Origin of the sequence: Xanthomonas sp. NCPPB 1638, from assembly GCF_041475635.2 — a bacterium.
Classification (GTDB): Bacteria; Pseudomonadota; Gammaproteobacteria; order Xanthomonadales; family Xanthomonadaceae; genus Xanthomonas; species Xanthomonas cucurbitae.
Window position 1 is genome coordinate 107798 of the sequence record NZ_CM192984.1, and the last position, 13896, is coordinate 121693.

General features: G+C 66.3%; 10 protein-coding genes and 1 pseudogene. 6 read left to right on the plus strand and 5 right to left on the minus strand.

The genetic code is table 11. The features are described from left to right. Positions 1-128: 128 nt before the first annotated feature. Positions 129-686: a hypothetical protein gene (locus tag ACCQ13_RS00465; protein WP_167526791.1), complete on the plus strand. Its 558-nt coding sequence runs from the start codon at positions 129-131 to the stop codon at positions 684-686. Between the two features lie 208 nt (positions 687-894). On the opposite strand, the gene ACCQ13_RS00470 is transcribed toward ACCQ13_RS00465, so the two are convergent. Together ACCQ13_RS00470 and ACCQ13_RS00475 are read right to left on the minus strand one after the other, a co-directional pair. Continuing rightward, entirely contained in the window at positions 895-2007 is a 1113-nt protein-coding gene (locus tag ACCQ13_RS00470; RefSeq protein ID WP_104603487.1) for a type II toxin-antitoxin system RelE/ParE family toxin, read from the minus strand. Continuing rightward, the gene (locus tag ACCQ13_RS00475; RefSeq protein ID WP_104603486.1) at positions 1994-2200 is read right to left on the minus strand and encodes a hypothetical protein; all 207 of its coding nucleotides are present in this window, start codon (positions 2198-2200) and stop codon (positions 1994-1996) included. Before ACCQ13_RS00475 ends, ACCQ13_RS00470 begins: the two co-directional genes overlap by 14 nt. Positions 2201-2431: 231 nt before the next feature. On the opposite strand from ACCQ13_RS00475, the gene ACCQ13_RS00480 reads away from it, so the two are divergent. Next, the gene (locus ACCQ13_RS00480; protein ID WP_159406431.1) at positions 2432-2959 is read left to right on the plus strand and encodes a CcdC protein domain-containing protein; all 528 of its coding nucleotides are present in this window, start codon (positions 2432-2434) and stop codon (positions 2957-2959) included. Positions 2960-2982: 23 nt separating this feature from the next. On the opposite strand, the gene ACCQ13_RS00485 is transcribed toward ACCQ13_RS00480, so the two are convergent. Then, positions 2983-4248: a phospholipase D-like domain-containing protein gene (locus tag ACCQ13_RS00485; RefSeq protein WP_167526792.1), complete on the minus strand. Its 1266-nt coding sequence runs from the start codon at positions 4246-4248 to the stop codon at positions 2983-2985. A 200-nt stretch (positions 4249-4448) separates the two neighbouring features. Between ACCQ13_RS00485 and ACCQ13_RS00490 the strand changes: the two genes are divergently transcribed. Then, positions 4449-5000, plus strand: coding sequence for a YdeI/OmpD-associated family protein (locus ACCQ13_RS00490; protein ID WP_159406432.1), 552 nt, complete (start codon positions 4449-4451; stop codon positions 4998-5000). A 191-nt stretch (positions 5001-5191) separates the two neighbouring features. Beyond that, positions 5192-6553: an MFS transporter gene (locus ACCQ13_RS00495; RefSeq protein WP_104603484.1), complete on the plus strand. Its 1362-nt coding sequence runs from the start codon at positions 5192-5194 to the stop codon at positions 6551-6553. Between the two features lie 267 nt (positions 6554-6820). Here ACCQ13_RS00495 and ACCQ13_RS00500 read toward each other — a convergent pair whose 3' ends face one another. Beyond that, a complete protein-coding gene (locus tag ACCQ13_RS00500) occupies positions 6821-7606 on the minus strand; it encodes a DUF1868 domain-containing protein (RefSeq protein WP_104603483.1) in 786 nt (261 codons plus the stop codon). A 10-nt stretch (positions 7607-7616) separates the two neighbouring features. Next, entirely contained in the window at positions 7617-10208 is a 2592-nt protein-coding gene (locus ACCQ13_RS00505; protein WP_223214378.1) for a TonB-dependent receptor, read from the minus strand. Positions 10209-10383: 175 nt separating this feature from the next. Here ACCQ13_RS00505 and ACCQ13_RS00510 point away from each other — a divergent pair. Both ACCQ13_RS00510 and avrBs2 read left to right on the plus strand, forming a co-directional pair. Then, positions 10384-11541, plus strand: a pseudogene (locus tag ACCQ13_RS00510) (ROK family protein). A gap of 140 nt (positions 11542-11681) precedes the next feature. Next, positions 11682-13832 (plus strand): type III secretion system effector avirulence protein AvrBs2, encoded by a 2151-nt coding sequence (avrBs2, locus tag ACCQ13_RS00515; RefSeq protein ID WP_159406433.1) that lies wholly within the window; start codon positions 11682-11684, stop codon positions 13830-13832. The last annotated feature ends 64 nt before the right edge of the window (positions 13833-13896 follow it).

The window sequence follows — 13896 nt, forward strand, 5'->3', positions numbered from 1 at the left end:
ACCATTCGCTGTTGACCGATGTACGGGCGTGTAGCGCCGAATGCCGGGCAAGACACATGCCGTCGCTGGACAAACAGCTGTGTCTGGTCATCGCTGCACCACATAATCAATCCTGAGGAGAGATCACGATGATGCATCAGACAACCGGTCGCAGTGCAGCTGCGATGTGCAGTCTTTTCATGCTGATGGCGACGTTCTGCGCGCAGGCCGCGGAGGCGCCTGTCACCGGAAAGAAATCGGTCACGTTGAGCCATGTCTTTGCCACGCTGCAGACCGGGCAGCCGGATCAGAATCCGGAAAATATCGCGGCCTGTCGCAAGCAGGTGTCGGCGCCGGGCTCCAAGTATCTGGGCGTGGTGGTCACGACCAGCTACTCCATCAATGCGCAGTCCAAGATCATGACGGCCTCCTCGTCGCTTCCCTCACCTGTGGCGACACAGCCGCTGATGCTCACGGTGCCGCTGTCCCCGTTGGGTCTGTCCGGCGAGTATGCGTTCGGTGCATTTCGACCGACCGTGCTGCCCAACACCTATGTGCTGTTCTCGATCGGGCTGGACTTCAAGGGGCCGAAGTCGTCCGTCCTGGTGCTCAACAGCGACAAGAACTACAACTGCCTGGTCACCAGTGATCCGGCGCCCTTCAAGGGTGCGCTGGGGACACAGCTAGGAAAAGACCAGGGCCGCTGATCGTCGCCACGCCGCACACGATTGCCGACTGCGTTGGAGCCTGCTTCAACGCAGTCGGTCGTTGCGCTGGCCGGAAAAACATCCAGTCTCTGGTTTCCGGGCGGGTGGAGTTGCGTGGACTGACGGCAAGCGCAGGCGCGTAGCCACCCTCGGCAGCGCGCTCATCCAGCGCCGCAGCGTCTGCAAACTCCGCCCAGGCGCCGCCAACTTACCGATATGGCCCTGGGCCGCGCCACACTGGTTCGCCCTGGCGGTAGACCTCCATCATGTTGATGACCTCGCGCGCATCGCCGATGGTCTTCAATTCCGGCGAGTCCGGCGGCAGCAACCGGCACTTGCTGGAGCCGCGCTTGAGCGCGACCTCCAGCGGGCAGACCATGCGCTGCTGGGTGCCGGGCAGGATGATGGCGATCTCCTGCATGCCTTGTTCCTTCCATGCCCGCAGCTGGGTTTCGCTGCGCACGTCGTAATAGACCTGGTAGCCGCCGATATCCATGCTGGGCTGGGCGTTGCTGCGGTCGTTGCGGCGGCCCTGGCTGATGGTGGGCGTGTACGAGGTGCCCTCTTCGGCGGCATCGGCCGGTTCGTCCAGCATGCCCGGCGGGCGCCCGGTCCAGGTCTCGGGGCGGCGCTGCGGCGGCGATGAGGGGTCTGCCGGTGCCCGCAGCGGAGTGGGGCGCTGCACCGGGCGGGTCTGACGCTGCTCGGTCAGGCTGCCGCGGCGGGTGTTGCCCTGCGGTGGCACCGGGTTCCTGGCGTTCTGCACCAGCGTGGATTGCACCGGCGAGGCGGCCGGCGGCGGCTGCACCGGCGCAGGGGTCTGCGATGGCGGCGTGGGAGTGGGGGATGGCGTGGGCTGTTGCGGTTGGTCGGTATCGCCGACGAAATCCACCTTGGTGCGGCCACCACTGGCCGAGCCTTGCGGCGGGGTCACGGTGGGCGTGGAGGCCGACAGCAGGATCAGCAGCATCAGCACATGCAGCAGCGCGCTGATCAGTGCGGCGATCCACGGTTCCAGGCGTTCGAGCAGCGGTTCGCTGCGCGGCAGCCAGTCGTGGGCGTCGAGTTGGACATGCAGGATCTGCAGGGCGCCTTCTCGCACTCGGTAGACCAGCACGTACGGGGTTTGCGTCACCACCCATTCGCGGCTGCCCGGTACCCGGCCGGCACGGCCGCGCCCGGGTTGCTCGGCCAGCGTGCGGGTCGCCTCCAGCACCCTTTGCGCCATCGCGGCGGCAGCGGCCGGGTTGAGCGCGTGATAGTGATCCTGGGCGTGGGCAAGCTGCTTGGCGGCCGGGACGGTCCACTCACGCCGCAACATCGACACCCCATCCGGCGAACAGTGCGGTGAGCTGCGCCGGTGCGACGAAGGCGCCCTGATCGGCGGCGGCAATGCCGTCCAGCACCGACGCCCGGAACCGGGCAGCGTCCACGGCGCGCACCACGTCCTGCCAGCCTGCGGTGTCGGGCAGCGTGTCGATCAGCGTATGGGCGTCTTGCTTGATGGCGGACATGGCACGGCGGTGGGGGAGTACTGTCGGCAAGTCTACCGCCGTGGCATTGATTGGCGTGTGGCACGGGCCGGCGCGCACGCGTGCCATTCACCGGCGGTGGCGACGGTGGCGAGCGACGCCAGCGCAGGGCACGCGCCGGCGCATGCCGGGCCGCAGGAGGTGACACTTGGCATCTTGTCGGTGGCGTAGCCGGGTTTCATCATGCAAGGGCCACTTCGCCAGGATCGCGCCATGCCCGCCCATGCCATCGCTCCGTTCATGCCGTACCTATCGATGGCCGCCATCGGGTTGCTCTATTACCGGCGTATCCGGCGCAGCTTTGGCCGCCAGCCGTGGAAACCGCTGGCGACCGGGGTGCGGGTCGCGGCCCTGCTCATCCTGGCGGCGGCACTGGGGTTTGCGCTCTACGGCCTGCCGCAGGTGCGGTTGGGGATCGCGGTGGGGGCGCTGGCCGGCAGCGGGCTGGGCGCACTGTCGCTGCGCTATACGCATGCCGAATGGAGAGAGGGCCGCGGCTGGTACACGCCCAATCCGTGGATCGGCGCGGCGCTGATGCTGGTGCTGCTGGGCCGGCTGGCGTGGCGCTGGGCCACCAGTGCCTTCGCCACCGGCGCAGCGGCGGCTGGATCACAGGCCAGCCCGCTCACCCTGGGCATCGCGGCGGCACTGGTGCTGTATGCGTTGGTGCATATCGCCGGGCTGTGGTGGCGTCTGCGCCAGCTGCGGCTGCAGGCAGGTCCGGTGGGGGCGGCGCGCTAGCCGCCGTCACCGACACGGCGCGGTCATACCTGCGAGCGGAACGGCAACACCAGCTTCTCGCCCAGCTTCTGCCGCAGCGGCCGCGCGCGCCAGCGCTCCAGGGTGTACCGCTGCGCACGTTGCAGGTCGCGCTCGAACACCTCGGTCATGCGCGCAGCCAGGGTGCGGTCGTAGATGTTCAGGCTTGCCTCGTCGTTGAGGCGGAACGAGCGGATGTCGAAGTTGGTCGAGCCCACCGACACCAGCAGGCCGTCGATGATGAGCAGCTTGGTGTGCAGCATGGTGGGCAGGTACTCATGGATCTCGATCCCGGCCTGCAGTAGCGGCTCCCAGCTGGCCTTGGAGGCCAGCCGCACCGACACCGCGTCGATATGCTTGCCGGGCAGCAGCACACGAACCGCGACACCACGGCGGCGCGCGTCCAGCAGCGAACCGATAATCAGTGCATCGGGCACGAAGTACGCGGCGGCCAGGTCGATGCTGCTGCGCGCGGCGGCGATGGCGACCAGGTACATCAGGTGCATGCTCTCGCTGCCGCCGGCCGGCGAGGCCACGAACAATTGCGCATCGCTGTCGCCTGCCGGCTCCAACGCCGGGTAGTACTGCGCGCCGTTGACCACGCGGCCGGTGGTCTTGATCCAGTTGTCGTTGAAGGCGGTCTGCACCTGCGCCACCACCGGGCCTTCGATGCGGTAGTGGGTGTCGCGCCAATGCTCCGGGTCCTGCGCATCGCCCATCCACTGGTCGGCCACGCCCACCCCGCCGGTGAAGCCGATGCGGCCATCGATCACCAGCAGCTTGCGGTGCGTGCGGTTGTTGACGCGGTGCAGGTTGTACCAGGCCAGCGGTCGGTAGCGATGCACCTCCACCCCGGCCTCGGTCATGGTGTCCACCAGCGCATGGTCCATCTTCAGGCTGCCGCCCCAGTCGATGGTGACGCACACCGCCACGCCGGCGCGGGCGCGCTCGGAGAGCGCGTCACTGAATTCGCGGCCGATCTCGCCCGACCAGTAGATGTAGGTTTCGAAGGTGATGGTGTGTTGCGCGCTGCGGATCGCAGCCAGCATGGCCGGGAAGATCTCGTGGCCATTGTTGAGCACATCGATGCGATTGCCCGGCAGGATGGTCGGGCCCAGCAGCACCGACATCTCGCGCTTGAACTGCGGGTGGGCCACGTCGTACAGGTGCTTGGGAATGTGCTGGAGCTTCTTCTCCGGCGTGGCGAAGTTGAGCAACAGCAGCCCCACCAGCAAGGTGACGACCACGGCGGCCACGATGATCCAGATCATGCATCCCACTCCGATTTCCCCGCCATTGCGGGCACAAACGGCGGGCAGTCTGGCAGGGCGGGCGGCATGGGGGTCGTGAAGGGAAGGCGGCCGTTGGAGTGGTGCGATTGCGTGCCACCTACCGGCGGGCATCGGGATGCCAGGCGCGATCGATGTGGCTGGCGACATGGCTCCGGCAGGTGCAGTGCTATCGTCCGCAGATGCCCAAGGTCGCTGCCACCGTTCGCTGCAAGGCCACGCTGCTGGAACCTGCAGCGCCTGAGGCGGCCACGTGGCTGTTTCTGCAGCTGCCTGCGGCGGCAAGCAACAAGCTGCCCACGCGCAGCATGGTGACCGTCACCGGCACATTTGCCGGGTATCCGTTGCAGGCCACGCTTGAACCCGACGGGCGGGGCGGGCATTGGCTGAAGGTCGAGCAAGCCTTGCAACAGGCAGCCGGCGTGGCTGCCGGTGACAGGGTGGCAGTGCAGATGACGCCGGTGGACGTGGAACCCGAGCCGGCGGTGCCGGATGATCTACAGGCTGCACTGGCCGCGCAGCCGGCCGCGCGTGCGACCTGGAACGACATCACCGCGCTGGCGCGGCGCGACTGGATCTTCTGGGTCGTGTCGGGCAAGAAGGCCGACACGCGGGTCAAGCGCATCGCCACCGCCTGCGACATGCTGGCGTCCGGCAAGCGCCGTGCGTGCTGCTTCGACCGCTCCGGGATGTACAGCAAATCGCTGACCGCGCCGACGCCAAAAGCGAGCTGAAGCGTCACGTGCAAGCCTTGGAGACTGCAGTGGAATGAGGGCCGCGCAGGCTGCAGCTCGGCCGTTTTCCATTGCACGCTGCACACGGACTGGCGGCTTGCGCGGCGCCTGCCTACGCCGAAATGCTTACATGCCCCACCCAAGCGCGCACCTATACTCCCAGGCTGTCCCACCGAAGAGGTTCTGACCGCATGAGCGCATCCCCATCGTCTCCGATCGCCGCCGGTTCTGCCGCAGCGCCCGGCAGCCTTCGCCGTTCGGTGTCCAATACGCTCAAGGGGTCGGCCGGTAACCTGGTCGAGTGGTACGACGTCTATGTCTATTCGGTGTTCGCTACCTACTTCGAATCGCAGTTCTTTTCCAAGGAGGACAAGAACGCCACCATGTTCGTGTGGGCCATCTTCGCGATGACCTTCCTGATGCGGCCGATCGGCGCATGGTACTTCGGCCGTTTCGCCGACCGTTTTGGGCGCCGCCTGGCGCTGACCATCTCGGTGTCGATGATGGCGCTGTGTTCGTTCGTGATTGCGATAACGCCCACGGTGGCCACGATCGGCATCGCCGCGCCGATCATCCTGTTGCTGGCGCGGTTGCTGCAGGGCTTTGCGACCGGGGGCGAATACGGCACCAGTGCCACCTACATGTCTGAAGCGGCAATACCGGGGCGACGCGGGTTCCTGTCCTCGTTCCATTACGTCACCCTGGTGGGCGGGCATGTGCTGGCGCAGGCCACGTTGCTGGTGATGCTGCATTTCTTCGATGCCTCGCAGGTGTCGGCGTGGGGCTGGCGCGTGGCGTTCGGCCTGGGTGGTATCGGCGCATTGGTGGTGTTCTGGCTGCGCCGGACCATGGACGAGTCGCTGAGCTCGGAATCCATCGCCGATTCGCGCACCGGCAAGGCCAAGGCATCGGGTTCGCTGCACGAGCTGTTCGTCAACCAGTGGCGCCCGTTGCTGCTGTGCTTCCTGATTACCGCCGGCGGCACGATTGCGTTCTACACCTACTCGGTGACCGGCCCGAAGATGATCCAGACCGCCTTCGCCGGCGGTGACGTGATGGCCGGCACCATCATCAACCTGGTCGCCTTGACGGTATTGATGCTGATGCAGCCGGTGGGCGGCTGGTTGTCGGATATCGTCGGTCGCAAGACCTTGCTGGTGTTCTTCGGCATCGGCGGCGTGCTGTACACCTGGTTCCTGGTGACCGAGCTACCCAGGCAGACCGACTGGCTGAGCGCATTTGCGATTCTCACCGTGGGTTTCGTGATCCTGACCGGCTACACCTCGATCAATGCAGTGGTGAAGGCAGAGCTGTTCCCCACTCACGTGCGCGCGTTGGGCGTGGGGCTTGGCTACGCGCTGGCGAACTCCGCTTTCGGCGGCACGGCGCCACTGCTGTACCAGGCGTCGTTGAAGACCGGCCATGTGAGCGAATTCGTGATCTATGCAACCGCGGTCATCGCGGTGTCGTTGGTGGTCTACCTGTTCTTCCTGACCAACAAGGGCAGCAACTGGCTGGACGATGAAGCGGCGATGTCCAAGCGCGTGCGGTGAGGTTGCTCGTCAGCTGTGCGAGAGCGGCAAATTCGGCAAGGTCGTCACTGGTCGCGCCGATAGCCACATTGCTGGTCATCCCCCACGCATAGGTGCGAGATCACAGGGTCCGCTACAGCCAAGTGAGCCAGACAGCTGCTCTCGTAACGGGAGGGAGGGTGACAACCGCATCGTCACAATGCTCATGCATCTATTTCATTGCAACCGCGATCAATCAGGCACCAGCTCCGACACTCAATCCGCGCATCGATTCCCGACTCCCCAACATCACACCTCCCGCACCGTCCGAAACGCGTCCATATCCGCGAACGTGCAAAAGTGAAAACGCGGGATCGTGATCGGGCCTGCGGCCGCGAGCCGCTTGAGCCAGTCGCCCACTGCGGCGCGATAGGCCGCCCGTTCTGCGCTATCGAGCGTTTCGCACAGGTAGGCCAACGAGATATGAAACTGGAAATTGACGTAGTCCGGGCGCTGCAGGCGGGTCAGCGTCATCAGCCCCTGGCGGGTGGCTTCCAGGCGCTGTGCGGTCTGCGTATCGGCAGGGCGCAGCGGGATGAGCAGGTTGTTGTTGTTGCCGGTCTTTGCCGCAGCCGGATTCACCACAAAACTGCACGCACCCAGCGGCGCTGCCGTGCGCTGCGTCAGCCGCGCGAGAAAATCGGCATGGATCTCGCTCAATGCCACATCGCGCGTCAGATCGCCGGGCCATGGCCCGCTGGCGCGGTCGCTCTCGTTGACTCCGCCCAGCAAGGTCACGTGATAACTGCTGGGCGGCAGCAGCGCGAACTTGTTCGCGAAGCGGTGCTCGGGCAGTTCGCGGTAGATATCCAGCACGTGGTCGAAACTGTCGTAGCCGTCGCCCTGTTGTTCGAGATGACCAACGAAGGTATTGCCGGCAAATGCCATCGGCCGCCGCGAGCGCAAAAACTTGCGCCCCACATCCAGCGGCGGTGTGTTGGCCAGCGCAGGCAGACCGTTGGTCAGCAGCGCGGCGCTGGCGGTGGCGGCCATCAGATGCCGGCGGCTGATGCGTGTGTCCAGAAACGACGACATAGGGATTTTCTCAGAGTTTGACGCTGATGCCGAGCATCACGGTGGGCGCCATCTTCCAGGCCGATTGCACGTATTCTTGATTGCGGCCGATGCGGTACTGGTAGCCCTGACCGGCCAGATTGAGCACGTCCAGGCTCACTGCCAGCATGGGCGACATATCCCAGGCCAGTTTCAGGTCCAGGCGGTCCAGCGGTTGCTGGTAGCGGTTGCGATAGAACTCCTGCTGGCTGCTGTAGTTGGGGTAGCGGTCGTCCCACAGCTCGCCGGTGCGACTCCAGGCCAGCGTGCTGCGCAGCGGCCCGCTGGCGTAATTCAGGGTCAGGTTCCACAACTGCCTGGGCTGCTGCGGCAGCACGTCCAGCGTGGTGCGGATGCCATCGCCGAGCACCACCGGGTAGTCCACGTGCAGGAACGTCACATTGGCCCCGACCGACAGCCCGGCAAGCGCGGGCAGCCACGGGCCGAGTTCCTTGATCGCGCCGAGTTCGGCGCCGCGCATGCGCACCGGGTGGTCGGTGTTGCGCGGCTGGGTGACCAGCACCTGCTGGCCGTCGATTTCCTGCAACTGGCCGTAGCGGAAAATCTCGTTGTCGATGGTCTTGCGGAACAGCGCGATCGACAGCAGGCTGCCGCCGTCGTCGAAGGTCCAGTCGTGGCCAAGGTCCAGATTCTGCGAGCGGCGCGGTTGCAGGTCCGGGTTGCCCTGGTTGAGCGTCGGCGGGGTACTGCCCAGTGTGAGCACGCCGCCGTTGAGCGCCATCTGGTCCAGCCTCGGGCGCCCGATCGAGCGCGAAGCGCCAACACGCAAGGTGCCATTGGCGCTTGTCTGCCACTGGCCGGCCAGCGACGGCAGCCAGGTGCGGTAGGTGCGCTCCGCGCCGACCGGACTCCACACGCTACCGCTCAGCTGCTGGCCGGTGCTGTCGAAGCGGGTCTGCTCCAGGCGCACGCCACCGGCCAGACGCCAGCGTTCGTCTCGCCACTGCGCCTGGGCGAAGCCAGCGCGCACCTGCTCGTCGACGGCGTAACTGCCGCTATTCTGCGCGGTAGTGTCTGGCACCCCGCGCGCCTGGCCAGCAACCGCATCCCAGCGTGCGTCGGCCAATGCCGGGTCGATGGTCATCATCTGCGTGGTGCAGCCCAGGGCGCAGGTCGGGGGACCCAGCACATCGGCCAGCGAATACGGCAACCCGCTCCAGGTGGTGCGTTGGAATGCGGTCTGCATATGCGTGCGCACCTGTCGCAGGCCCCAGGCCAGGCCCAGCCCCTGGCTGTCTTCGTCCATGTTGCGACTGAACTCCAGTTGCAGGTCGTTGACCCGCTCGGCGTAGCGCGTGCGCTCCTGCTGGTGGTTGAGGTTGGCGTAGCGGGTGGGATCCTCGGTCAGGGCTGGGCTCACTGGCGCGAAGGCGGCCAGTTCGCCGCTCCAGTCGAAGCCATAGGCCAGGCGGTTTTGCTGGAAGCGATCCCAGGTCTGCGGGTTGTCCACCGTGGCACGCGAGGTGCTTGCGCGCAGCGCGCCGCGCCACTGCGCCGGCAGTTCGGCCAGCAGTTCGCCGTTGATGCCGGACAGGCCGCGCTTCCAGCGCAACTGCCCCAGCTCGACGAGCTGGTTGAGGTTGTCCAGCGTGCCGCTTTGCGGGCCGGTGCGGGTCAGGCGCGCGCTGTTCTGGACCTGCGCAGCCTGGGTGGCGCGGTTGGAGGCCTCGCGCTGGCGGAACGCATATCCGGACACATGGCCGCTGAGCGGGCCGTCGGGCTGCCAATCCACGCGCGCGGTCAGGCCGCGGCGCTCGCGGGTGTTGTCGTAGTTGTACCAGCGCCGTTCGCTCGGTACCGCGTCACCGACCCCGCCGTAAGGCACCGGCGCGCGCGTGCCGTCGGCGTTGTACCAGTTCAGGGCGCCGCCGTTTTCCTGCTGCGGCACCGAGATCTCGCGGTGCCAAACGCTGGCTGCGCCCAGGAATGCAAACGTGCCGTCACGCCCGAAGCGCCTGCCCCATTTGAGCTCGCCTTCGCCCACCGGCGTAAGGCCGCCATAGCGGCTTCCCATCAGGTTGGCGCCGCCCTTGGCCGAGGCGGTCAGCAGGCCGTCCGGGCGACCGAAGCCGGTGGCGGTGACCAGGTTGGTGACCCCGCCGATCGCGCCGCCGTCGTTTTCCGGCAGCAGCGACTTCACCACATCGATGCGGTCGACGAAGTTCGCCGGCAGCACATCCATCAGGGCCTGACGACTGCCGATGTCGTTGCTGGCGAATGCAAAGCCGTCGATCAGCATGCTGTTGTAGTTGCCGTTGAGGCCGCGCACTGTCACATAGCGCGGCTCGCCCTGGTACTCCACGGTGCTCACGCCGGTGACGCGGCGCAGCGCATCGCCGACGTTGAAATCCGGCAGTTGCCCGATGCTGTCGGCGGCGACCGAATCCACGATGGTGGGCGCGGCCTGTTTGGTGGCGATGGCGCGCGTGTTCTGCGACTGGAAAGAGGTGCGGACCTGCACCGCATCGAGGGTCTGCGCTGCGGCATCGGCGGGCGCAGCGGCGGCGGGCGCCGGCGCCTGCATCCAGCCCACCACGGCCATGCCCAGCGCGTACGACACCATGCGACGCTGTGGGATGCGGGCTGGAGCGGACCCAAGGGGACCAGAGAACGAGGAATGAAAAAGACGCAAGGCACGATCCGCACTGTCGGGCGGCCCCAACGCGGTGGCCGCAGGTCGATCAAATTGACCTGCTTAATTTAAACTTATGTGACAACACTGGTCCTTTTGCTGTCCCATGTCTTCATTCTTCGCCAGCGCGGCTATCCGTTCGCGTTACCGCCGCCGCAGCGACGGGCAGGCAGCCGGTTCCAGGGAGCGCGCGTTGCTGGGTCTGATCCGCACGCCGGCCAGGTGGCGCGTGCCGATCTGCCGCGCGCCAGCGGGCTCAGCGTTCCTGGCACCAAGGGCATCATCGACCTGCTGGTTGTACATGGGCTGCTCCAGCTCGGCCCGTTGCTGCGGCGAGGTCGCGGCCAACCCAGCGTCCAGTTGAGTTTGGTGCCCGACTACGCGTACAGCGTGGGAGTGTCGTTGATGGTCGATGGCATCGCGATGGTGCTGATCGACTTCGCCGGGCAGATGCGCGGCATGCGCCAGCTCACCGCGTTCCCGCTGACGCTGGAACGGGTCGCGGCGTGGCTGCCGGAACTGGTGGAGCAGTTGCTGCAGGCCGCCGGTGCGGACCGGCGGCCGCTATTCGGGGTGGGGGTCAGCATGACTGGCCCGCGCATCGGCGACGGCACGCGGGTCAATCCGCCGCTCACGCTGGCCGCCGATTGGATGCAGGTGGAGCTGGGCCGGTTCATCGCCGACCGCTGCAGTTGCCGGTCTGGATGGACAACGACGCCCATTGCGCCGCCCTGGCCGAAACTTTGTACGGAGTCGGCCGCCAATTGCCGGATCTGGTCTATCTGACGATCGCCGATGGGTTTGCCGCAGGTGTGATCGCCGCCGGTAAGGTGCGCTGCGGCACACACACGGCAATGTTGGCGAAATGGAGCGTATCTCGGCCATCATCGGCAGCGCGCGGCCAACGCTGGAAAGCCTGCGCCAGGCGCTGGTCGCCGATGGCCATGTGCGGCCGCACCTGCACACCATGCTGCAGCACGACGATCCGGCATGGCCGCAGGTCGACGCCTGGTTGGATGAGGTGCAACCCACAGTGACCCAGGCGGTGGCGGCGGTCATCGCGTTGATCGACCCGCGTGTCATCGTCTTCGGCGAGCGTCTGTCGGCAGATCTTGCGCAGCGGCTGGTCGCACGCATCGCCTTCGAACCCGCGCCACGGCGCGGCGTCGCATTGCCGTATCCGGCGTTGCTGGTCGGGCAGGTGCAGGCACATGCGACGGTGCTGGGCCCAGCCATGCTGCCGTTCAAGGAAACGCTGTTCTAGCGCAGGCCGTGGACCAACTGATGCGCGTGCCGGCGTTGCGGCGGGCATTGTTTCGCATCGTGGCGGCATAGTTCGCCTCGGTTGCGCATTGTCATATGCCAAGCGCTTTACTGACAGCCCGCAGTGCTCTCGAGATCGTCATGCGTATTGCTCCTTCGCAACTAGTTGCCACGCCCACCACCGCGCTGGCAACACCGACGCACACCAGCCCGACCACCCCGATGGAGGTGCCGCACGTGCCCGGCGGCAACCCGCCACTAGGTCCACGTCCGCGTCGCCGGGCGTTGATGCAACCGCCACTGGCGCCGTTGGACAACAGCGCCATGACCGGCAAGCAGGCACTGGTGGCACTGGACAGCAAGTTTTCGGAGCAACGCCTGGTTGAAGTGCAGGCAAGGCAGATCACCTTGCAGGCCGCGCAAAGCACGCTTGCCAGGCAGCTTGCAAAGGCCGGCAAGGTGACCAAGCCCGCCAGCATCGCGGCACGCTTTGCCGCCGGAGCGCTGGACCCGGTGTATCTGGATACCGCCGCGTTCGATGCAATGACAGCCGACTTGCCGGATCACTCCCGTGCAGCGGCGGGCCCGGTGCTGGTCGATGCGCATCAAGGCCGCATCATCTTCGATCTGCAGCGCGCGTTTGCGCCTGACGACACCTTCAGCGATGCAGCACGCGCTGCGTTGCGCAAGGCGCTGGATCTGTCCGGCCATGGACTGAAAACACCTGGCTGGCTGAAGTCCACCGCACCCATGCAGCCGCGTCGCAAGTTGCAGCAAGCCGCGCGCTACCACGGACACGAGGTACCGGCGCGCGACGGCGGCGCAGCCTTCTTCAAGGCCAACGACCATCGTCTGGTGGCCGGCAAGGACGCGCTTTTGCGCAAGCACCGCAAGGAGCTCGTGCACGACGCGTACTTCCAGGCGCCCAGCACGCGCGCTCTGGGCAAGGACGTGATGGTGCACCGGGGCCTGTTCGACAACCACGCCGGCATTCCGGAAAACTCGCTGGCTGCCATCGATCGCGCCTACGCACAGGGGTATCGCAACCTGGAGCTGGATGTCGAGGTCAGTGCCGACGGCGTGCCGGTCTTGATGCACGACTTCAGCATTGGGCGCATGACCGACGATCCGCAGAACAGGCTGGTCTCGCAGGTACCGTTCGCCCAGCTGCGCGAGATGCCGCTGGTGATCCGCAACCCGGTCGATGGCGACTTCATCAAGACCGATCAGACCATTGCCGCCGTGGAGCAGGCACTGGAGCATGCGCTGCAGAAGCCGGAGGCGATGTCGGTGGCGCTGGATTGCAAGGAAGATACCGCCGAGGCGGTGGCGATGCTGCTGATGCGCCGGCCGGATCTGTGCCAGGGGGCCGCGATCAAGCTCTATGCCAAGTACTACACGGGTGGATTCGATCAATTTTTGTCCAATCTTTACAAGCACTATCAGATCAATCCGCTGCACTCCCAGGATGCGCCACGCCGGGCCGCGCTCGATCGCCTGCTGGCCAAGATCAATGTGGTGCCGGTCTTCAGCCAGGGCATGCTCGCCGACGCGCAGCTGCGCGAGTTCTTCCCGGGCAAGGACGATGGCCCGGAGGGACTGGCCGATACGGCGGTGCAGTGGTTGGAAAGCTGGAACAAGATGCGCCCGGTCATCGTGGAGGCGGTGGCCACCGATCAGCAGAGCGCTGCGGGCAAGGCCATGGAGCTGACACGCACACGCCTGCGCCAGCCGGACTCGTCCTACGCGCAGGCGGCGTTTTCGTCAGGCTATCGGTATGAGGATTTCTCACTGCCGCGCGCCAACCACGACAAGGACTATTACGTCTGGCGCAACTTCGGCGAGATGCAGAAGCTGAGCGACGAAGCCTTCGGGATCCAGCGCACCACCGCCGGCGCCTTTCGCGATGCCGGCGAAAGCCTGCTGACCGACCAGCCCGACGAAGAACTACTGGCGCTGCTGGAAAACCGCACGCTGGCGCGTGGTCACACCGGCATGGAACTGGACCTGCCGCCCGAGACCCCCATCGATACCGCACGCGATGCGGCGATCGTGGAGCAGCGCACCGTCGAATTCCGCGCCTCCTCCAGGCCCGCAGACCCGGCCCATGTGGCGGCAGTGCGCGAAGGCCGCCTTCTGGATCGCTCGGCAGAACGCGCGTACGACACCGCAGCCAGGCAGGCGGTGGATGCACGCGCCGAATCCTTTGGGCGACTGACCGATCAGTACCGTGGTGCACCGGTGACCCATTACCTCAATGAGCAAGCCAGACAGACCGAGCCGGAGCTGTGACAGTGGCACGTGATCCTGCGCAGCCGCAGCCTGACACGGCGGCATGCGGGGCCACGCCGTGCCA

Excerpts from the sequence above, each read along its gene's own strand:
- ACCQ13_RS00470 (WP_104603487.1), bottom strand. The coding sequence starts at position 2,007 with ATGTTGCGGCGTGAGTGGACCGTCCCGGCCGCCAAGCAGCTTGCCCAC.
- ACCQ13_RS00495 (WP_104603484.1), top strand. The coding sequence starts at position 5,192 with ATGAGCGCATCCCCATCGTCTCCGATCGCCGCCGGTTCTGCCGCAGCG.
- avrBs2 (WP_159406433.1), top strand. The coding sequence starts at position 11,682 with ATGCGTATTGCTCCTTCGCAACTAGTTGCCACGCCCACCACCGCGCTG.
- ACCQ13_RS00475 (WP_104603486.1), bottom strand. The coding sequence starts at position 2,200 with ATGTCCGCCATCAAGCAAGACGCCCATACGCTGATCGACACGCTGCCC.
- ACCQ13_RS00485 (WP_167526792.1), bottom strand. The coding sequence starts at position 4,248 with ATGATCTGGATCATCGTGGCCGCCGTGGTCGTCACCTTGCTGGTGGGG.
- ACCQ13_RS00490 (WP_159406432.1), top strand. The coding sequence starts at position 4,449 with ATGCCCAAGGTCGCTGCCACCGTTCGCTGCAAGGCCACGCTGCTGGAA.
- ACCQ13_RS00480 (WP_159406431.1), top strand. The coding sequence starts at position 2,432 with ATGCCCGCCCATGCCATCGCTCCGTTCATGCCGTACCTATCGATGGCC.
- ACCQ13_RS00465 (WP_167526791.1), top strand. The coding sequence starts at position 129 with ATGATGCATCAGACAACCGGTCGCAGTGCAGCTGCGATGTGCAGTCTT.
- ACCQ13_RS00505 (WP_223214378.1), bottom strand. The coding sequence starts at position 10,208 with ATGGTGTCGTACGCGCTGGGCATGGCCGTGGTGGGCTGGATGCAGGCG.
- ACCQ13_RS00500 (WP_104603483.1), bottom strand. The coding sequence starts at position 7,606 with ATGTCGTCGTTTCTGGACACACGCATCAGCCGCCGGCATCTGATGGCC.